Below are 19,946 nucleotides of genomic sequence, written 5' to 3' on the forward strand. Positions count from 1 at the left end.
TTACTGCATGACAAAACGAGTCATGTAAACATCTTCTAATAAATCTGGATAAATATTGTGTTTTTCTAACACTTTACGTGTAACGTCCAAAATCTCGGCACGCAATTTATCAGGACCATCAGGTTTCGTTAACTCATTGTAATGTTGGTTTCTTAGGAGGCGTTCAATATCATTTTTTAGAATGGGGCGCAAATGCTCCATTTCACCCGTGTCACTTACTAATTGTGAATAATATGACATAAATTTTAAATCCACGGCTAAAAACTTCGCTTGACCATCTCCATAAAAGTTAACGACAAACTTATCCATCGTAAAGTAACTTGGCGGCGCTTCTGGAGCAGGTGGTTCAAACTGCTTATATTTAGAAGAATATTCTTTAGCGTGGCTATCGCTATCACCCTCTCCATGATCATCGTCTGAGCCGTGTTCTGCAGAAGCATGCATTTCAGTACCAGCTGATGTATCATCGGAGTGTTTATCACCACTTAGCAATAAAAACGCCATCACCCCAATTCCCACTAAAAGAAGAATTACCACAACAAGTAGGACAATTATCAGTCCTTTACCACCGCTCTTTTTTTCTTCTTTTACTTCTTCTTCAGACATGGTTATCCTTCCTTCTCATTAAATTAATAAGGTGTCAGTTGCAGTTGTTTATTTAAGTCTTCTGCCTCGGGAGCATCACTTAAACTACGTAATCGCTCTTCGGCCTCTTTATTCAAAACAATAATACTAATTCTTCTATTTCTGGGATTATACGGATTTTCTTTATCAAACGGCACGGTATCAGACATTCCTACCGCTTGGGCAATTTGATTGCTATTTACTCCCCCTTTAAGAAGTAAACGTCTCGCTGCGTTTGCTCTATCTGCAGACAACTCCCAGTTAGTATATTCAGAGCTATTATGATAACCAGAAGAATCGGTATGGCCAGCAATACTGATCTTATTATTGGTCGTTGCCAAGACCTTACCCACTTCTTGCAATAGCTTTGACGCATACTCTTTTGGTAAATCAACCCCCGACCCAAACATTGGACGCTTTCGATCATCTAAAATTTGTACTTGCAAACCATTGGGGGTTACATCAATCTTCAACTGTTCTTTTAACTGACTTAAAGAATCACTCTCAGCAATTTGCTTTTCCAATTCAAGCTTCATCGCCTCCATCTGAGCTTTTTCTTCAGCCTTTCCTGAACCGTCTTCATTACCTTCTTGACCTTTTGGCGAGTCTTTAAAACCTCCCATATCAATCATCGCATCTGATGTTCGTCCAGCCTCTTTTGACTCAACCAAAGACATTGGAGAGGACTCAATGACGGTTGGATCTCTAAAGAATTCAGCCATCGCCTTCATCTCTTCATCATTTGTTCCACCCAAAACCCATAACATCAAGAAAAATGCTGCTGTTGCCGTCATAAAATCGGCAAAGGCAATTTTCCATGCCCCACCATGTGCTGAGTGTGGACACTTATTTAAACGTTTTATGATTATGGATTGTTCATCACTCATAACGATTCGATTATCTTATTTTGCAATTATTTTTGACTTTGTAAAAATTCATCAACTTCCGTAAATGTAGGACGTTCATGACTAGGTACCGCTTTACGACCAAACTCAACCGCAACCTGTGGTGCATAACCGTTTAAATTAGCCATTAAACAGGTTTTAATCACGCCAAAAAAAGCACCCTCCGCCTCTGCTCGGTTGGCTAATTCAGATGAAATAGGAGCAATAAATCCGTAAGCAATCAAGATACCCAAAAAAGTACCCACTAGAGCTACCGACATATGGTGAGCAATCTCCATTGGTCCTGCATCAAGGTAACTCATGGTAATGACAATCCCTAATACCGCAGCAACAATACCAAATGCAGGTAGCGCCTCTGAAACTTTACCAATCGCTGCACTCGGCATCATCGCTTCATGGTGGTGAGCATCAAGCTCAAGAATCATTAAATCTTCTAACTGATAAGGGTTACTCGCGCCACTAATCATTAGTCTTAAGTAATCACAAATAAAGTCAATCGCATGATGATCAGCAGCCACCTTTGGCGCACTATTAAAAAGCTCACTTGAATGCGGGTCTTCTACATCTGCCTCAATTGACATTAAACCTTCTCTACGTGCCTTGTTAAAGATTTTAAACATCAACCCCAATAATTCCATAAACAACTCTTTGTTTACATGATGAGGCTTAGCAAGCCCGAGACTTTTTCCAAAACCTGCTTTAACAACCCAACCTGGGTTTGCAATAATATAAGCACCCAATGCACCACCACAGATAATAACCATCTCTAGTGGTTGAATCATGATACCTATACTACCGTGTGGTAAGTAACCACCCAATAGGGTACCGATTACAACAAGTGTACCGACTATTGCCTTCATTTATTTTTTCCTACTTTTTGGTGCTTATAATTATGTTTTTTTTCTAATTAACTGCGTTGAATCACACTGGATAATTCTTCCTGCGCAGATTTTAACTCAGAAAGGTCTGCGACAATACCATTAAATATCTCATTAACACGGCCTGCTTGCTCTTGTGTTGAACCGACTCGGTTCTGCCCACTCTCCATTACCTGAACCGCATTTCGTGCACGCTGCTGTAATTCTTCAATAATACTTTGTATTTCAGTTGTCGCCTGCTGAGTTTTACCAGCCAATATTCTAACCTCATCCGCCACGACGGCAAAACCTCGGCCATGCTCACCCGCTCGTGCAGCCTCAATCGCCGCATTTAACGCTAACAAATTAGTTTGCTCCGCAATATCTCTAATTAACACCAATACCGTTCCGATATTACTACTGTCTTCTTCTAAGCGTTTAATAACGCCTGAAGCATGAATCACCTCATCGGTTAAACCACTGACTTCAGAAATAACGTTGCCAGCTGATTCCATACCTTCAGAAGAACCAGCATTAAGTGCTTGAAGCTTAGAAGCCAATTTTTGTGACAATAGAAGTAATTCACTATTATCAAATGCCGTAACTGCCGCAGGCATCTCATGTTGCTGCGCATAACATGCGGCTAGCGTTTCATTCAATTCTTCCATTTGACTTTCTAAGTCAGCAACCTTCGATTCTGCAGTAGATTTTTCAATCATCTCTTTTGTAACCTGACTTGAGGCAAGTTCTAAAAGATCATTTAAGGCACTGGTTAATTTAGGATCGGCGTTTGCCACACTTACTGTCGTAGCTAAATCTTTTTCACCGATAATTTTTCGAAGTGAGTCAACAACCTCTGTTTGATCACAAGCACCAGATTTGTTACACATCATTAAATAAACCAATGCCCCAGTAATTACACCTGCAACCACCATTGCCATCATGACAAAGCCAACCGTTGGAATTCCAGCAATTTCAGAACCCGCATAAGCGTTGGTAACGCCTAAGCTCAACAATACAGAAATACTTTTTACAAATTTCATCTCTCGCTCCTAAGCGTAAAAATCGACAATATTATCGGTTGTGATAGCATTTTGAGTCATGGTGTTTTCAGATAATTCGATGTCACTTTCATCTTGGGGTAATGACATTGAATTGCCGCCAGCACTACCCTCTTTATTTTGAGAAAAATTGGAATGCTCGCCAATATCAACCGAAGCCAGATTAATACCAGATTGTTCAAGCATCTCTCTCAAACGAGGTAAAGCACTTTCCATGGCTTCACGCGTTGTTAGGTGCTGGGCGTTCATTGTGACATGCATTTGTTGTTCTTTATCCATATGTAACTTTACCTGAACTGGGCCAAGTTTCTCAGGATTCAAAGTAATTTGCGCTTGTTGCACTTGGTTATTCGCCATAAAAACAACACGTTGCCCTAAAGCTTGTCCCCACTGTGGAGACTTAACAGGCACTACTATTGTTTGTAGCCCAAGTGGTAATTGCCCACGCCGCTCTGTTGAAAGCATGTCTACACCCAGCAAGCCATCTTTAGATTCTACTTTTGAAAGCGATTCATCAACTGTATTAACAATCATTTTTTGCTCAAGATTTTGGGCTCTCTGTTCTTTAAACTGCATAGATTGCTGAGGACTTGAAAACGACTGTTGTGGATTATTTTGACTATTGCTTTGTGCACTGTTTTGCGAAGGATTTGATGACTGAGCCATTTCACTACCAGAGCTACTCCATTGTGTGGCTGAACTAGAGTGAGTCGATGAACTTACAACCGATGATTGAGTATTCCCAGGAGGCACGCTCACAGCTGTTTGGCCATGAGCCGAAGTTACATTCGTCATTCCCTGACTATTAACAGCGACATTTTGATTATTCACCAAACCTGCTTGAACAAATTCTTCTTGTCCATCGATTACAGTCTCACCAACTTGATTAACTGGCTTTGCAACGTCTATATCTATAGAGCCATCATCCACTTTATAGTTGACATTAATATCGTGCCCACCCTCCAAGCTACTCACAGACTCAATCAACTCACCATTCTCATGAACACTGTTCATAGCTGAGAGGTATGGATCAGACAGCATCTTTTCAGATACAGCCACTTGATCATCAGATAAAGGAATTTTTGGCATTTCCCCCTGATTTTCCAGCACTTTACTCACTACACCCATAATATTTGAATCTGATAAAGTCAAAGAATTCTGACCCACCTCAGAACCAGAGGATAAAACCTTCTCTTGCAGAGTTACCAGGCCTGGTAACTTTGCAATTGCCATATCAGAAACATCATTAAGGACGTTCACATCCATTTCTGTAACTAAAGCAAGGCCTGAAGCAGGTAACACAGCCCCTTCTAAACTATCATTCAAAGAAGCTGTAAGAAGCAGGTTTGACTCTTCATCTAACTGCACAACTGACTTATCAGCGCTTAATTCTTTACCTTTTACACCATTGAACATTGAGGCAAAAAGTTCTGAAAACTTTGCACTTTGTGGCAACCCTTGCCCACTATCCGTCATATCAACAGCTTGAAAAGGTTGTTCAACATGTGAAGATTTGGCATTTATAAGCATATTCATCTCTTATCTTGACTGTGAATTGTAGTTTCAGAAAAGCAATATACATGCCCAACATTTAAAATCTGCATAAACAGAAAAGAGAACTACCCAGAATTATTTTTATTTTGAATGTATTTTTGCGCTGACAGCTCATCTAACATACGCTGTTCTTGCCGGTTTATTTGCGCTTGTTCGTTATTGCTAATACGTTTTAAAAGAGCCTCCAAAGACTTAACTCTGGCACGCTTTTCTATCCAATTATCTTTAGCAAGACTTTGCATTTTTTCAGACTCTTCAACTTGATTTCGTTGTGCAACGAGTGCTTGGCTCAGTTTATCTGAAAAGGCATTATAGGTTTGCAACTGTATTGGAGAGATACTATTCACTGAACTGGGCTTTTTAGCATATTCGTCACAGTATGACTGCAAGGATTCAAGTTGCTGTTTCGCATCAGCCAATTTAGATTGCATATAAGCATAGGTTTGCGCGGCCTGATCTAATTCGACTTCAGCAAGTTCAACGATTTTTCTTACTCTTTGTAATCTACGTGACACAAAACTGTTCCATTTGCCGAAGGAAAACTTTGAAAACACAGCAACTAAATCTTACTGCTTTCAATAAAAAACTAACTCAATGTTGCTTTCAAACTTTCTAATGACTGCTCAACAGAAAAGTGCTCATGAATCCCCTGAGATAAATAACTGTTTAATGCAGGATGTTTGGCTATAGACTCATCTATAACAGGGTCGGCCCCTCTCCGATAAGCACCAACACTAATTAAATCGTGATTTTGCTGGTAGGTTGAATAGAGGTTCTTAAACTTTCTGGCTAAACTTAATTGCTCATCAGAAACAATATCAACCATAACTCGGCTAATCGATGACTCAACATCTATGGCTGGATAACGCCCACTATCTGCAATCTCCCTTGAGAGCACAATATGTCCATCCAAAACACCACGAGCTGAATCCACAATAGGGTCAGATTGATCATCCCCTTCTGCTAAAACCGTGTAGATAGCGGTTATTGAACCACCACCCATTTTTCCATTTCCAGCACGCTCAACCAATTGTGGAAGTTTTGCAAAAACGGATGGCGGATAACCTTTACTGGCAGGTGGTTCACCAACCGCCAAAGCAATCTCACGCTGTGCTTGAGCAAATCGGGTTAATGAATCCATTAAAAGCAGTACATTTTTGCCTTGTTCTCTAAAATATTCTGCTATAGCCGTTGCTAACATAGCACCATGTAATCGCATAAGAGGAGGATCATCCGCAGGCGTAGCGACAACTACAGAGCGCTTCAAACCTTCTTCACCTAAGTTATTTCTAACAAACTCATTCACTTCTCGACCACGCTCACCAACAAGCCCAACCACAACCACATCTGCATCGGTAAAACGGGTCATCATACCAAGTAGTACGCTTTTACCGACCCCTGTTCCAGCCATCAAACCGATTCGTTGGCCTTTACCTAATGTCAATAAACCATTTATCGCCTTAACCCCAACATCCAACGGTTCATTAATCGGGTGACGACTTAATGGATTAATGCGCTGACCAGATAATGACACATAATCCGTAGTCTCAATAGCTCCAAGACCATCTAATGCTTCACCTGTTCCACTCACTACTCGGCCTAACATAGCGTAACCCACTCCGACTTTAACACCTCCATCAATGGGAAGCACTTCGGCATTAGGTTCCAGTCCATTTGTGTCACCAATTGGCATTAAAAAAAGACGACCATCATGAAAACCAACCACTTCAGCTTCTATTGGCATTAATTCATTTCCACGCATAATTTGACAGCGAGAGCCAATCGGTGCAAAAGTCCCCACCACCTCTAAAGTCATACCTACCATACGAACTAAACGCCCAGCCACTTTTAAAGACTGAGGTTTAATACTACTGTTCGTTAAATGAGTTAATTTATCACTGAGGTTTTGATTGAGTTGCTTTGCAAGTTCCATACTTATCTTCTTATAAATATATTAAGGAAGAATTTTGAGGCTTGTTTAGGCTTCATGATTGGCCTGAGAGTCGGTTTCTGATACATCTTGAGAAACCTGTTCAGCTATATCGTCATATCGAGCAATCCAACTATTCAAAATAGTTGAATAATCTTGCTTAACAATACATGTTCCTACTTCAACATGACTATTTTCATGTAGCGACCATTTCTCAGAAATAGAGGGTTGCGAAATTTGTATAAAGGCTAAATCATCAGGATGTAGATAGATATTAATCTCACTGGATGACTCTGGTAAAGCTAAAACGGATTCTTTAATGGTATTTAAAACCCACTCTTTATCCGACGTCACGTCTCGCTTTATGACGGTTTTTGCAACATGCAAAGCAAAACCAACCAGTTCAGCATAAATTTTCTGCTCAAGCGATTCAAACGGTTTATTTAAGGTAGAAAGAATGGAGTCAAACTGTGCTAACTTGGGTTGAAGTGTTTCCATTACTTCAGCTTTAGCCTCTGATTCACCTTGCCTTTTTCCTTCTTCTTGCCCCTTTAACAAACCTTCTTGATAACCTTTTTCAAAGGCTTTGTCATACGCTTCTTGTTTTAAGAGTTCAGCTTGTTTTTGAATTTGCGGCTGCATTTCTTGTTGAATACGTTGATAAGCCTCATCAGAGAGCTTTTTTTCATTCAACGCTTCAACTTCTTCAAAACTCGAAAGTTTCCAAGTCTCAATGTTAGGCGCTTTCAACTCTGAAGACTGCAACAATTTAGCGACAGCTGGTTCGGTTTCATTTGCCTCAAATTTTGGTGTTTGTTTTGACTCATCAACCACCTACACGAACTCCTCTCCACCACCTGGCATCATAAGTTTCTCTTCATCCGCTAAACGACGCACTGTTTGTATAATCGTTCTTTGCGCATCTTCAACTGCACTTAACTTAACAGGACCACCCGTCTCTAAGTCATCACGCATAATATCGGCTTGTCGTTTTGAAAGGTTCGAAAGGAACTTCTCTTTAATGGCTGTATCAGCACCTTTAAGAGCAACAATCAACACATCACTTGGCACCTCAGCAACCAGTGTTTGAATACCTCTATCATCAATCCCTTCGATATCGTCAAAGACAAACATTTTATCTTGAATACCTTTACTAACCTCTTCATGCTCAATTGCAATATCGTCAAGAATACGTGAATCTACCCCACCACCAACTAAGTTCAAGATTTCTGCTGCTCGCTTCTCTCCGCCAATAGTCGCCAGCTTACCACCCTCTCCATCACTGGATGCATTTTCTAATACGTCATTTAAATCAAATAAGGCACGAGGCTGAATCGTCGTTAAAGTCGCTATACGGTAAATAACTTCTGCCTGAAAACGTTCTGGAATCCCTCTCAATACTTCAGCTGCTTGATCTGAGTCAAAATAAGATAAAACAATAGCAACCACCTGAGGATGTTCATTACGTAACATATTGGAAATGGTGGAGGGATGCTGCCACTTAAGCGCTTCTAACCCCTTAACTTGATCACCAAGGAGTGCTGCATCCATAAGATGACCACCACCATCACCGAGCGCATCAGCCATAAGTGATTGCGCGTATTCACTCGGATCTACGCCAAGTGCGTCTTCACCCAGTTCATTTAAGAAAGACCGCATTACAGCATGTATATCTTTATGCGATACATTATCAACAGAGGTCATGGCTGAACCAATTTGTTGAACTTCTCTTGGGTTAAGATGCTTCAATACTTTTGCCGCGGAATCTTTACCTAAAGAGAGTAACAATATTGCTGCCTTATCAAGTTTAGAAATATCTCTTTCTTTACCCATTTCTTCAATTACTGATTCAGGCATTTTAATCTCCAGACATCCATTGCTTAATTACATGCGCTGCAACTTTTGGATCTGATGCAACAATCGCTCTCACCTTCTCTAAAAGTTCGTGTTCAGCTTCAGACTCCGCTTCAGATTCAACTGCGGTTTGTTCAACCTCTTCATTCATCTGTTCAAGCGCTTTAGAAATTTCATCTACATTTTCGAGCTCTTCCTCTTCCTCAGGCACATCTTCTGGGTACTCTAAGTAAGTTTCCTCTTTCTTCGATAGGTCACGCAACATAGGACGTATCACGCCAAAAATAATAATCAGAACCGCCAACCCTGCCAACAATTGTTTGATTAAATCCCAGAACCAAGACTCTTGCCAAATTGGCGTCATCTCAAGCTCTTCAGCAGGTGCTACCACAAACGAAGCATTTACCACACTCAATGTATCACCACGAGTTTCATCCAAGCCAACAGTATCACTAACCAAACGTCTATAACGCAGCAATTCCTCTTCAGCTAACGGCTGTCTTACAATCTCACCATTTTCATCAAGACTGGTTTTATCATCCAAAACAACCGCTACGGATAATCTATGAATATTTCCAACCGAATTTTTTATATGACTAATTGTTTTGTCTAACTCATAATTCCTAGTCTTCTTTTCACTCGAACTTTTTAAGTTAGGATCGCCATCAGGCGTATAACCTTCTTCAGGTGCAAGCCCCGCTCTTGGTGGCTGATTGGTTAATGCGCCAGGGATTCCTGTTGGCCCTTGATTACGATTAATTTCTTTCACCTCCTGCTCTGAACGGATTGCCTCAGGATCAGGTTCATAATTTTCACGGGTTTGTTCTTGTTGCGTAAAATCAAGTTCAGCCGTAACTTGTGCACGAACTTTACTCTCGCCTCCAACAATAGGAGCTAATAAACGAATAATACGACTTGATAGAGTTTCTTCAACTTGGCGAGTGTAATCTAGCTGCTTCATACTCATATTAAGCATGCCAGTATTTGAAGTTGAGTTTGTAAGAAGGTTACCATGCTGATCAACAACCGTGACTGACTTGGCGTCCATATTAGGAATACTGGATGCGACTAAGTAAACAATGGCACTCACTTGCTCTTCATTAAGCGTCCGACCTGGATATAATTTGACAACCACTGAAGCAGAGGGTTTTTGTTGTTTTCTAACAAAAACAGAACGTTTAGGTAAACCGAGCATAACTCTAGCCGATTTCACTGAATTAATTGATGAGACGGATTTAGCCAATTCACCTTCAAGAGCTCGATGATATCTTGTTGTCTCTTTGAACTGCGAAATACCAAAACCTTGATCAATATCTAACAGTTGATACCCAGTTGCGGCTTGTTTTGGGTAACCAGCAGCCGCTAATTTAATACGTAAAGAGTGAACCAAGTCATTGGGAACTAAAATACCGCCACTGCTATGATCTATTTGATACTTAACCCCTTCTTGATCTAAAGTCTGAACGATTTCATTCATATCTTTAGCATCGACACTCCCAAAAAGAAGAGTATAAGGTGTGTTTTGTGACCAAAGAACAATACCAACCACTAAGGCAAGAGAGGCTGCAAGCGCAATAACCAGGCTAACTTGTTTAGCAACAGAAAGGGATGTGAGATTATTTAATAGCGTAGCACCCGCCCCTGAAGGGGGTTGAGTGTTAAGGGAGTTGTCGGCAGATGCTTGTTGATTGGCCATTATAGAATCTTCTTGTCTTTAAAATTTACGCAGTTGAGCTAGAAAAGTATCCAACTCACTACAAAGGCATATTTATTACATCTTTATAGGCTTCAACGAGCTTGTTTCTTACCTGAGTCATTGCTTGAAAAGAGAGACTCGCCTTTTGCACTTGAAGCATAACTTCAGATAATTCCATTTCAGGATCACCCTGTTCAAAAGCATTTTTCATGTCGCCCGCTTTATGCTGCTCATGGTTTACAGATTGAACAGACTGCGCTAATAACTCGGCAAAATTCGCCGCTTTATCTTGACCACTTTGTGCTGTTTCAGCGACATCCGCAACAGGTTTAGCTTCTGCTTGAGCAGCTAAAGAGCGCATTTGTAACATTAAACTTTGTGTATCAATCGGATTCATCTGTTCTATTAACTCCAAATAGAAATACCGCCATTTCTATTAATTCTAAAGAATGTGACTTATTATCACATATTTTAGACCTCTTTCAGCAATTGACATGCCATATTTCTGTCAAAAAACAGACATAACACTAAACTAAGTTTAAAAGAGGCCGATAACAGGTTACTTTTAAGGAACGTCAACCCCTTGTTCTTTTAGTTTGGCAATTTTATAACGTAAAGTTCTGGGGCTAATATTTAATGCTTCTGCTGTTTTTTGCCTATGCCCTGAGTTTTGACGTAAAGTTTCTAATATCATCTCTGTCTCGCGCGCTTTAAGATCCATCGGCAACTCAAGAGGTTTAAAATCATTCACCCGTATCTCATCACCTTGTTCTTGCAGTGAATCTTTAGCCACTTCTTCATTCGATGATTCACTATCGGCAGGGTTCATTAAAGAGTGTAGCGCATCATAACCATCATCCAGCAGAATGTTCTGCTCTTGAATGGTATCTCCAGACATCATTACCAACGCCCTTTGAATCACATTATCTAATTCTCGAATATTGCCAGGCCAGGTATATTGAATTAAACGTTTCATAGCTGGCGCTGATATCATTGGCTGCACTCGTGAAGCACCACAATGTCGTTGAATCAAACGCTCTGCAATGGCGGCGATATCTCTAGGCCTTTCTCGTAGGGGCGGTAAATGCATTGGAAACACATTCAAACGATAGAATAAGTCATCCCTAAACTCACCATTAGCAATGGCTTTTTTCATATCCACATTTGAAGCACTTAGCACTCGTACATCAAGCTGAATGGGCTTAGCACTACCAATTCGTTCAACCTCTTTCTCCTGCAAAACACGTAAAATTTTTGCCTGTAAATCGGGTTTCATTTCACCAATTTCATCTAAAAATATCGTACCACACTGTGCTTGTTCAAACTTACCTGGCATCGCTTTTGCCGCCCCAGTAAAAGCGCCTTTTTCATAACCAAACAACATCGCTTCTAACATACTCTCTGGAATAGCCGCGCAGTTGATGGCAACAAAGGGTTGTTTTGCTCGAGGTGACTGCATATGAATGTAGCGTGCAAGGACTTCTTTTCCTGTACCACTTTCCCCACTAATCAGAACACTCGCCTCACTCTCAGCTACTTTTTTAGACATCGCTTTAAGCTGTTGAGTGGCTGGATCAGCAACCACAAAGTCGTCTTCGGAGGAGGCATCACGGTTAAAATACACCTTAGCTTTTTCAACCAGAACATCGGCTTCAAAGGGTTTAACAATATAATCTACAGCACCTGCTTTCATCGCATCAACGGCCTGTTCTATCGTACCGTAAGCGGTCATTAATACGATTGGCAGATAGGGTTTTACCGCGCGGATTTTAGTCATTAAAGTATAACCATCCATTCCATCCATGCGGATATCACTAAAGACCATACCTATTTCATCATTTAAAGCGGCCAAGGCTTCTTCTGCACTACTGACACTAATGATTTCAAAGCCATTCAAAGACAAGGTATCAACTAAGGCTTCTTGCAATTCTGAGTCATCTTCCACCACTAAAATTTTAGCAATACTCATGAGACTTCCTTTATAGACGTTAGAGGTAAACGCAAGCCAAATTGCGTACCATAACCAACAATGGATTTAACCCAAACTTCACCATTATGCGCTTCGGCAATAGCTCGTACTACTGCCAGCCCAAGACCCGTCCCTTTTGCACGACTGGTATAAAAGGGTTCAAATATTTTTTCTAAACGTTCCGCACTGATACCAGGGCCCTTGTCACTGACCACTAAATCAACCTTATCTGCTGAGAGTTTATTGACGGTAACGGCAATTTCAGCTTTCTGCCCAACCACATCAATGGCATTACCCACTAAGTTTTGCAAAGCGGTCATTAAAGCATCTTTATCGCCAGTAACCACCAGGCCTGGTATAAAAGCGTTAAAACGAATGCGACTTTGGGACTGATTAACCTGAGCCTCAACACTCTGCTCAAGGTTGGCCAAAAGCTCTTCAATTAAAATTTCTTTTTCACTGCCCTTGCCTCCTTTAGCATATTGCAGCATATCTTTAACCAGAGATTCTAAATGATTAAGGCTGTTAAGCGCTTTACCTACAAACTTTTCTCTTTTATCATCATCCAAGTGTTCAGAGTTCATTTGTGAAACATAAAGCAATGCGGAAGAGAGTGGTGTACGAATCTGATGTGCTAAAGAAGCGGCCATTTCGCCCATTGAATGTAAGCGCTGATGGCGACTTACATGCTCTTGAAGCTGTCTAGCAGATGTCACATCTTGAATGAGCAAAATTCGGCTTGATTCTTTATCTGAAGAGGTTTCGGATAATTGATAAACAATCTTATTATGTGTGATTAATTCACCTGCGTCATTGGTACTAAGAAACACATTCTTAATCACAATATCCCAATCACGATCAATCGCATCCCTACCTAATATCGTTTGAGCACTCGGGTTCATTTCCACAATTTGGTTATGATGATTCAAAACAATAACCCCCGCTGGAAGCAACTCTAAAAGGCGACTTAGACGGTCTGCTACCTGTTTTTTCTCTTGGTCACTCTTTGCGAGCTGGTTCTGTAAGTGAGCCGCTTGGTTCTGCAAAGCTTCGTAAGAGGTCGTAAGCTGCATAGAGGTTTGGTTAAAGAGTTCAAAAGCCGCCTCTAACTCTTGTAAACGCTTTTGTTCTTCCATGTCTATTGAATCCACTTATTCATTAAACAGCCATTACGATAAATCATACTTTCGAATTTTTTCAACCAAAGTCGTACGATTGGTTTGCAATAACTTAGCGGCTTGAGAGACGTTTCCATCTGTCTGCGACAAGGCTTTCTGAATCAGTTGAACTTCCATATCAACTAAATAGGATTTTAAGTCCAACCCTTCATCTAAATTAGGTGAAGCCAATCCTGTTGCATTCAATGCAACACTAGCATCATTAGAGTTATTCTCTGCAGAATCATCGATTGCAGTTGGTTCTCTAATGAGATCTACTGTCTCTGTTTTAACATCATTGGTCTCTGCTGTTTTGGCTATTAACAGCTCTGCTGAATCATCAATATCCACTTGGTATTTAGCAGGCAAATCATCATAATCAACTGGCAAACCTGGAAACAGAATAGAAAGGCGTTCAGACAAGTTTCCAAGCTCTCGAACATTACCAGGCCAGGTATAGGTTTGAAGTGCAATTAAGGCTTTTTCAGACAGGGTTGGAACTTTTCGACCCGCCTCCTGAATTTTATTGAACATATAATCCAGCAGTTCAACAATATCTTCTGGACGCTCTCTTAAAGAAGGCATTTCGATAGGGAATACATTTAGTCGATAGTAAAGGTCTTCACGGAAATCACCCGCTGAAATATTATCTTCAAGATTTCTATGCGTTGCTGCAATCACCCTTACATCACACTCAAAACTCTTATTCCCCCCCACTCGTTCATAAATTCTTTCTTGAAGAACTCGAAGCAGCTTTACCTGCATTGGCAGAGGCATATCACCAATTTCATCCAAAAAGATCGAACCCTTTTCAGCCATTTCAAAACGACCTTTACGAGCCGTTATCGCCCCAGTAAAAGCCCCTTTTTCATGACCAAAAAGCTCACTTTCCAATAATTCACCTGGAATGGCTCCGCAGTTGATTGGAACAAATGAACGATTAGACCGACCTGAAGCGTTATGAAGCGCTTGCGCCACCACCTCTTTACCTGTTCCAGATTCACCAAGAATCAGAACAGTTGCATCGGTTTGCGCTACTTGAAGGATAAGTTTTTTAACTTGTTGCATCGCGGAACTACTGCCCACGAGTGAAGTAAAAAGTTCTTGAGACATTGAGTCGCCGTTTAATTGATTAACACCTAGGTAACCTTTATATACAGGTTTTCCATTGATGTCAAAATTTTGGCAACATTTTTTTGGTTTATTTTAGATATGACTTTATTGATGAAACACTATTAGCATTTTTTTCTAAACCTTCTAGAAGTTTCTTTTGCGCCAACTGAATGTTTTCTTGTATCTTTTGATTGTCCGAGATCAATTCATTAGCGATTACATTTAAATCATTACCATACGCTTTTTTGGCTTTATCCAGTTTTTGAATCCAATTGGACTCAAGCACGGAATAAAGCGCCCAGTCTTGATTTTCAGAAGCTATCACTAAGTTTTTAGAATATGACAGCAATGATACTTTTGTTTTTTCTAAATTCACCAAGTTATACTCTGAGTCTATCTAACTGTTCTTTACTGGCATTTTTTATATTTTCTGGCATTTGCTGCCAAGCATCACTAATCGTTTGAATATGCCCAATCACTTCATCGATCATCTCCACGTTGTTTTTAGCTGATGACTGAAATAGTGTTTGATAACAATATCCATATAGACCATTAAGGTTTTGAGCAACTTCGCCACCATGTTCTAAATCCAAATTCCCTCGCAAAGAGGCTAAAATAGCCAATGCTTTATTAATATGCTCTGATTTCTTTTCATAGTTTTTTTGCTGGATAAAAACCTTGGCTAGGTTCATATTTTTAATTGCGCCTTCATAAAGCATTTGAATCAGTTTATGTGGTCCAGCTTCTGAAACCGCTGTTTCGACATAGTTATTAGCATATTGTTGAATAAATTGTTTTTTCAATACTGTATTCATATTGCTTCCCTATTGATATTTTCCTGCCTTGACAAGTTACCAGGCCTGGCAACCGTATTCTGGCAAGGCTTCAATTTAATTATTGTTATTATTTGAGAAAGTTGCTGTTAAAAAATCACTGGTTTGTTGTGAACTGGACAGTAATGACTGCAAAGACGAAAACTGCAGTTGATATTTAAGCAATAACGTTTCGTAACGCGCATCAAGCTTTGTGGTTTTTTCTTCATAGTCTGACAATTTATTTGTTAAAGAGTCAATTCTATCGCTTACCAAACCATTATCGTCACTCAAAAGATTATTAATCGTTTCATTTACTCGGCTTGCAAATCCTTGAGAAAACACAATATCCCCACGAGACCCTGTTGTACCACCCAGAATCTGAAACTCTAAACCTCTTACATCAGCTGGTTCAGAAGCAATAACCGCATAATCAGAGATTTTAATTTTTCTGCCATCTTCGCTATCCGCATAGGCACCTAAACTTAAAGTACCCGCTGCTGTTGTAATGGTACCATCCACATTCTGGCCTTGATCGCTTAAGTCTGCACTAAAACCCGCATTGGTGGCATTGCTAAAATTACTCAATGTAACATCGGATGAAACCCCGTAACGATTTGAAACCACACTAAAGACGCCACCCTCTGTTGAAACACTCACTGAAGCTCCACTTGATGACGTTTCTGAAAGGTTATTAATCGAGGTACGCATTCTTTCGGCAAATTCATTAAGTGTATATTTTCCAGCGCTAATCGTGGCTTGAGTAGCTATTGAACCATCAATGGAAACATCAAAAGAGACCGCAGCACCAGAAAGATCCATAAGTTGCTCACTCGCATAACTTCCTGAATTAAAACCTTGATTACCTAATAAAGTCGCTGAAGAGACATCAACCGTACCCGTTGTATTCGTAATTTCAAAACGACCCTGAGATGGATCATACGCCACACTCACAGCTTGTCCTGTTTGAGTATTAATATCAGACTGTATCTGAGCCGCAACCAAGTCTTTGGTTGCATAAGAACCTTGAGTAAAATTGACCTGCGTAGCCACACCACCATTAATGGATATTTGAAACCCAGCACCAGATTCTATATTTAATGCCTGAACAGGATCGTAAACAACACCACCAGCAAGACGATACTCATTTGCAGCAAAGGTTGTTGCACCTCCAACGACAGTCGCCTTTTCTGCAAGCTGCGATATATTAACCGCATAGCTACCAGCCTGAGTCTTATCGCTACTACCTGTCACATTCATAAGAGGATCGGTAGTCTGTCCACTTTTAGCAAAAACATTGGCCAAACCATCTAGGTTGTTGGTTATTAGATTATTCAATGTGGTTGTATCCACACTGAGCTTCCCTTCCAAATCGAACGACAAACCCGCCGCTGCCAAAGTATTTGGATCTGTTAACTGAGAGATTGCACCACTTAAAGAGTCTCGTATTTGTCCTTTTAAATCTCTCAACAATGAACTACCTGCTAAATCACCAAAAAAAGCGTAGTCTTCAGATGCCGCTTCATCTTCTGTTAACTCTTTATAAGACCCTAAATCATCCAAGATAGTATCGAGTTGATTATAAACATCCACAAAGTCTAATACGGTATTACTGATTGTTTCTGAATCAGAAGAGACCGATAAACTTTGAGTCGATTGCAGCGAGACCGATTTTAAGCTGATTTGGAGACCATCAATCACATCATCAAAGGTATTACTGTTATTTGAAACGACCAAACCATTAATACTCATCAGCGCATCTTGAGCTTCAGATGTTGTAGTAAAACCATTGGTATCAAAATCTGCTAAGCCACTTAACGTTATCTCAGAGGCTGCTCCAGCTTGTTTTGAAGAAAACATAAGCTGGTAGTTTCCACCATTGTTAATAATGGAGGCATTTACACCATAGTCGCCATTATTGATAATATTTTGCAGGCCTTCTAATGTGTTATTGGAGTTATCAATGACAATATTTTGAGTTTGCCCACCCACACCAATTGATAAAGTCCCCATTGAAATAATATCGGATGTTGAGCTATAGGATTTATTGGCAACCAATGTATGCGCTTGAGCTAATTGCAATGACTGAACTTGGTAAGAACCTGTTACAGGTACCCCATTAGATTGAACAGATATAACGGAATCATCAGATGATGTTACTGCTCGGCCTTGAAACAGCGTTGGCGTAGATAAATTACCTAGATAGCTCTGAAATGCTTCGACATTCGATTGAAGGTAATTAAGTGCACTTAATTCAGTATTTGCTTTGGTTTCTTTTGTCTCCAAAGTTGCACGAGGGCTAGCAACACCTGCCTCAGCAAGCACCTTGGCCATATTTCCAATATCAAATGTGCTATTTGTTAACGAATTTAAAAGCGTTGTGCCAATTTCGTTTGCCATAACCGCCGCTCCTGATCTTATAGAAGAATGTTTTTATTATATTAGATTTTGATTACTTTGAAATGACAAGCACCAAAAATGCCAATCAAAATATTTCTTATACTATCTATAACGGCAATCAACAGAATACTTTAAGAAAATAAAAAGGTATCGATAAAAATTAGACATAAAAAAAGCGGCCAAAAGACCGCTAAACACACAAGGGAAATGGTGCCACCATGTTATACAGTTTCGTTAGCAAACATACCAACGAGTGGCGAATTTTTTTCAGAAGTCTGTTTACCCATCTCTAAGTATTGACCAATACTTTTAGAAATCGCTAAAAACTCTTCTGTAGGAATCTGACGAATCACTTCACCAGTCTCTCTGTCTTTTACAAAGATGATCATTCTGTCTGAATCTTCATCTTTTTCAAACTCCAAATCATTTTGAAGTTTTTTTAACTGAGCGTTAATACCAGCCAACTGGTTATCAATCTCAGTTATATCAATTTGGCCATCAACCTCTTTTGCTTTAGTTTCTGTAGCTTTTACATTTTGTTGCACGCTGTTTTGTGAAACGTTTTGTTTAGCTGCATCACTCATAGCATTTGAGGTGATGGGAGCTTGTAATTCACCAGAGGGTATCTTTATCGGACTATCAGGTCGCATAGAATTTATCATTGCCATACTTCCCTCCTATATTCAAATCGTCATCTATATGATTTCATTGAATAACACGCCTGTCAAACTCTCTTTTGTTGATGAGTTACTTTGATGTACTGAATCAAGATAGTCTTGGATGTTTTTCATCATCTTTAACGAATCTTCATTTGGGTACTGTTTAATTATTTCATCAGTCGTTTTATCAATCACTTTAACTACTGAAGACTGAGTATTTTCATCCACCGAGAAGGTTAACCCTAAACCAAGTTGTTCTAGTTTTGAATTCACCTGTTCAACCTGGTTTTGGATTGCCTGTTCGGTATCTTGCTGAGTCTTAATGTTTGGAGAGACGACTGAGGCCTCGACCTGCGATGGTTTTACTCCAGTTGCGGGTGTTACCACTGGCTTGACTGAATTAGTATCCATTACAGGGGATGACATAGAACTAATATCCATCTCAATCCCTCCTTATACCTTAATGCTCGTTGCCTTATTACTCAGCTAAAGCTTATCGTAATAGAGCTAAAACATTTTGTGAGTTAGAGTTAGCTTGTGACAACATGCTCATACCTGCCTGCTGTAGAACTTGTGTACGAGCTAAGTTAGCACTCTCTAATGCAAAGTCAGCATCTTGAATACCTGAACGAGCCGCTGAGATATTTTCACTTACGTTCTGTAAGTTAGCGACAGTATGCTCAAGACGGTTTTGTACCGCCCCCACACCCGAACGTGCAGTACTTAGTGCTGAAATTTGACCGTCTAAACCAGTAATGGCCGCCGCAGCATTAGCTGAAGTATCTACACCCAGCGCTGTTACAGCTGTTGCAATCGCTGTTCCACCAATGGTTGTGATGTTAATAGAGTCATTAGCACCATCTTCCCAACCAACTTGTAAGTTAGTAGAAACCGCTGTATCTAAAACCGATACACCATTAAATTTAGTGGTTGATGAGATACGTGTTAGTTCTGCTGATAAAGCATTAAACTCGGCATCCATTGATGCACGGTTAGCCGCAGAGTAGGTTCCGTTTAAAGACTGTACCGCTAGTTCACGTTGACGCTGCATCATGTCGCCCATTTCTTCAGCCGCACCATCAATAGTTTGTGCCATAGAAATACCGTCATTGGCATTACGAACCGCTTGGTCTGTACCCATGATTTGTGAAGTCATTTTATTTGCTACAGCTAAACCAGCTGCATCATCTGCCGCACTATTGATACGTAGACCAGAAGTCAAACGTTCCATAGAAACCGCTTGTTCACGACTTGAAACATCAAGTTGACGAGTTGCGTTAATAGAACTTACATTTGTGTTGATTACCATTGCCATGATAATTCTCCTTTTTGTAAAGAAACGTTAGTGTTTGCCT

General features: G+C 40.1%; 20 protein-coding genes. All 20 read right to left on the reverse strand.

Annotated elements, in window-relative coordinates; genetic code table 11:
• On the reverse strand, positions 1-606 hold the full coding sequence (gene fliL / locus A379_RS03100) for a flagellar basal body-associated protein FliL (RefSeq protein WP_040725663.1): 606 nt from the start codon (positions 604-606) through the stop codon (positions 1-3).
• A gap of 23 nt (positions 607-629) precedes the next feature.
• Complete coding sequence (gene motB, locus A379_RS03105; protein WP_040725666.1) at positions 630-1,511, reverse strand: flagellar motor protein MotB; 882 nt, start codon at positions 1,509-1,511, stop codon at positions 630-632.
• Positions 1,512-1,537: 26 nt separating this feature from the next.
• A complete protein-coding gene (motA, locus tag A379_RS03110) occupies positions 1,538-2,389 on the reverse strand; it encodes a flagellar motor stator protein MotA (protein WP_040725669.1) in 852 nt (283 codons plus the stop codon).
• Positions 2,390-2,436: 47 nt separating this feature from the next.
• Positions 2,437-3,429, reverse strand: coding sequence for a methyl-accepting chemotaxis protein (locus A379_RS13250; protein WP_040725672.1), 993 nt, complete (start codon positions 3,427-3,429; stop codon positions 2,437-2,439).
• Positions 3,430-3,438: 9 nt separating this feature from the next.
• Entirely contained in the window at positions 3,439-4,977 is a 1,539-nt protein-coding gene (locus tag A379_RS12565) for a flagellar hook-length control protein FliK (RefSeq protein WP_051144970.1), read from the reverse strand.
• Between the two features lie 89 nt (positions 4,978-5,066).
• Positions 5,067-5,516, reverse strand: coding sequence for a flagellar export protein FliJ (gene fliJ, locus A379_RS03125; RefSeq protein WP_040725674.1), 450 nt, complete (start codon positions 5,514-5,516; stop codon positions 5,067-5,069).
• A 71-nt stretch (positions 5,517-5,587) separates the two neighbouring features.
• Positions 5,588-6,934, reverse strand: coding sequence for a flagellar protein export ATPase FliI (gene fliI / locus A379_RS03130; RefSeq protein WP_040725675.1), 1,347 nt, complete (start codon positions 6,932-6,934; stop codon positions 5,588-5,590).
• A gap of 45 nt (positions 6,935-6,979) precedes the next feature.
• Complete coding sequence (locus tag A379_RS03135; RefSeq protein WP_040725676.1) at positions 6,980-7,765, reverse strand: FliH/SctL family protein; 786 nt, start codon at positions 7,763-7,765, stop codon at positions 6,980-6,982.
• On the reverse strand, positions 7,766-8,788 hold the full coding sequence (gene fliG / locus A379_RS03140; RefSeq protein ID WP_040725677.1) for a flagellar motor switch protein FliG: 1,023 nt from the start codon (positions 8,786-8,788) through the stop codon (positions 7,766-7,768).
• Position 8,789: 1 nt separating this feature from the next.
• Positions 8,790-10,481, reverse strand: coding sequence for a flagellar basal-body MS-ring/collar protein FliF (fliF, locus tag A379_RS03145; RefSeq protein WP_040725678.1), 1,692 nt, complete (start codon positions 10,479-10,481; stop codon positions 8,790-8,792).
• A gap of 58 nt (positions 10,482-10,539) precedes the next feature.
• On the reverse strand, positions 10,540-10,878 hold the full coding sequence (gene fliE, locus A379_RS03150; protein ID WP_040725679.1) for a flagellar hook-basal body complex protein FliE: 339 nt from the start codon (positions 10,876-10,878) through the stop codon (positions 10,540-10,542).
• A 168-nt stretch (positions 10,879-11,046) separates the two neighbouring features.
• Complete coding sequence (locus A379_RS03155) at positions 11,047-12,450, reverse strand: sigma-54 dependent transcriptional regulator (RefSeq protein ID WP_040725681.1); 1,404 nt, start codon at positions 12,448-12,450, stop codon at positions 11,047-11,049.
• Complete coding sequence (locus tag A379_RS03160) at positions 12,447-13,586, reverse strand: PAS domain-containing sensor histidine kinase (protein ID WP_040725683.1); 1,140 nt, start codon at positions 13,584-13,586, stop codon at positions 12,447-12,449. Before A379_RS03160 ends, A379_RS03155 begins: the two co-directional genes overlap by 4 nt.
• Positions 13,587-13,619: 33 nt before the next feature.
• A complete protein-coding gene (locus A379_RS03165; protein WP_051144971.1) occupies positions 13,620-14,720 on the reverse strand; it encodes a sigma-54-dependent Fis family transcriptional regulator in 1,101 nt (366 codons plus the stop codon).
• 88 nt (positions 14,721-14,808) lie between these two features.
• On the reverse strand, positions 14,809-15,096 hold the full coding sequence (locus tag A379_RS03170) for a hypothetical protein (RefSeq protein WP_157832337.1): 288 nt from the start codon (positions 15,094-15,096) through the stop codon (positions 14,809-14,811).
• Between the two features lie 4 nt (positions 15,097-15,100).
• Positions 15,101-15,535: a flagellar export chaperone FliS gene (fliS, locus tag A379_RS03175; protein WP_051144972.1), complete on the reverse strand. Its 435-nt coding sequence runs from the start codon at positions 15,533-15,535 to the stop codon at positions 15,101-15,103.
• 75 nt (positions 15,536-15,610) lie between these two features.
• Positions 15,611-17,932, reverse strand: a complete 2,322-nt coding sequence (gene fliD / locus A379_RS03180; RefSeq protein ID WP_040725685.1) for a flagellar filament capping protein FliD — start codon at positions 17,930-17,932, stop codon at positions 15,611-15,613.
• Positions 17,933-18,153: 221 nt separating this feature from the next.
• On the reverse strand, positions 18,154-18,600 hold the full coding sequence (locus A379_RS03185; protein WP_040725687.1) for a flagellar protein FlaG: 447 nt from the start codon (positions 18,598-18,600) through the stop codon (positions 18,154-18,156).
• 27 nt (positions 18,601-18,627) lie between these two features.
• Complete coding sequence (locus A379_RS03190; RefSeq protein ID WP_040725688.1) at positions 18,628-19,032, reverse strand: flagellar protein FlaG; 405 nt, start codon at positions 19,030-19,032, stop codon at positions 18,628-18,630.
• Positions 19,033-19,084: 52 nt separating this feature from the next.
• Positions 19,085-19,906, reverse strand: coding sequence for a flagellin (locus tag A379_RS03195; RefSeq protein ID WP_040725689.1), 822 nt, complete (start codon positions 19,904-19,906; stop codon positions 19,085-19,087).
• Positions 19,907-19,946: the final 40 nt, after the last annotated feature.

The sequence above is a fragment of the Thiomicrorhabdus sp. Kp2 genome (assembly GCF_000478585.1).
Lineage (GTDB): Bacteria > Pseudomonadota > Gammaproteobacteria > Thiomicrospirales > Thiomicrospiraceae > Thiomicrorhabdus.

What these genes read in the sequence shown, in the direction of transcription:
- fliL (WP_040725663.1), bottom strand. Translation starts at nt 606, where the DNA reads ATGTCTGAAGAAGAAGTAAAAGAAGAAAAAAAGAGCGGTGGTAAAGGA.
- motB (WP_040725666.1), bottom strand. Translation starts at nt 1,511, where the DNA reads ATGAGTGATGAACAATCCATAATCATAAAACGTTTAAATAAGTGTCCA.
- motA (WP_040725669.1), bottom strand. Translation starts at nt 2,389, where the DNA reads ATGAAGGCAATAGTCGGTACACTTGTTGTAATCGGTACCCTATTGGGT.
- A379_RS13250 (WP_040725672.1), bottom strand. Translation starts at nt 3,429, where the DNA reads ATGAAATTTGTAAAAAGTATTTCTGTATTGTTGAGCTTAGGCGTTACC.
- A379_RS12565 (WP_051144970.1), bottom strand. Translation starts at nt 4,977, where the DNA reads ATGCTTATAAATGCCAAATCTTCACATGTTGAACAACCTTTTCAAGCT.
- fliI (WP_040725675.1), bottom strand. Translation starts at nt 6,934, where the DNA reads ATGGAACTTGCAAAGCAACTCAATCAAAACCTCAGTGATAAATTAACT.
- fliG (WP_040725677.1), bottom strand. Translation starts at nt 8,788, where the DNA reads ATGCCTGAATCAGTAATTGAAGAAATGGGTAAAGAAAGAGATATTTCT.
- fliF (WP_040725678.1), bottom strand. Translation starts at nt 10,481, where the DNA reads ATGGCCAATCAACAAGCATCTGCCGACAACTCCCTTAACACTCAACCC.
- fliE (WP_040725679.1), bottom strand. Translation starts at nt 10,878, where the DNA reads ATGAATCCGATTGATACACAAAGTTTAATGTTACAAATGCGCTCTTTA.
- A379_RS03155 (WP_040725681.1), bottom strand. Translation starts at nt 12,450, where the DNA reads ATGAGTATTGCTAAAATTTTAGTGGTGGAAGATGACTCAGAATTGCAA.
- A379_RS03160 (WP_040725683.1), bottom strand. Translation starts at nt 13,586, where the DNA reads ATGGAAGAACAAAAGCGTTTACAAGAGTTAGAGGCGGCTTTTGAACTC.
- A379_RS03165 (WP_051144971.1), bottom strand. Translation starts at nt 14,720, where the DNA reads ATGTCTCAAGAACTTTTTACTTCACTCGTGGGCAGTAGTTCCGCGATG.
- fliS (WP_051144972.1), bottom strand. Translation starts at nt 15,535, where the DNA reads ATGAATACAGTATTGAAAAAACAATTTATTCAACAATATGCTAATAAC.
- fliD (WP_040725685.1), bottom strand. Translation starts at nt 17,932, where the DNA reads ATGGCAAACGAAATTGGCACAACGCTTTTAAATTCGTTAACAAATAGC.
- A379_RS03185 (WP_040725687.1), bottom strand. Translation starts at nt 18,600, where the DNA reads ATGGCAATGATAAATTCTATGCGACCTGATAGTCCGATAAAGATACCC.
- A379_RS03190 (WP_040725688.1), bottom strand. Translation starts at nt 19,032, where the DNA reads ATGGATATTAGTTCTATGTCATCCCCTGTAATGGATACTAATTCAGTC.
- A379_RS03195 (WP_040725689.1), bottom strand. Translation starts at nt 19,906, where the DNA reads ATGGCAATGGTAATCAACACAAATGTAAGTTCTATTAACGCAACTCGT.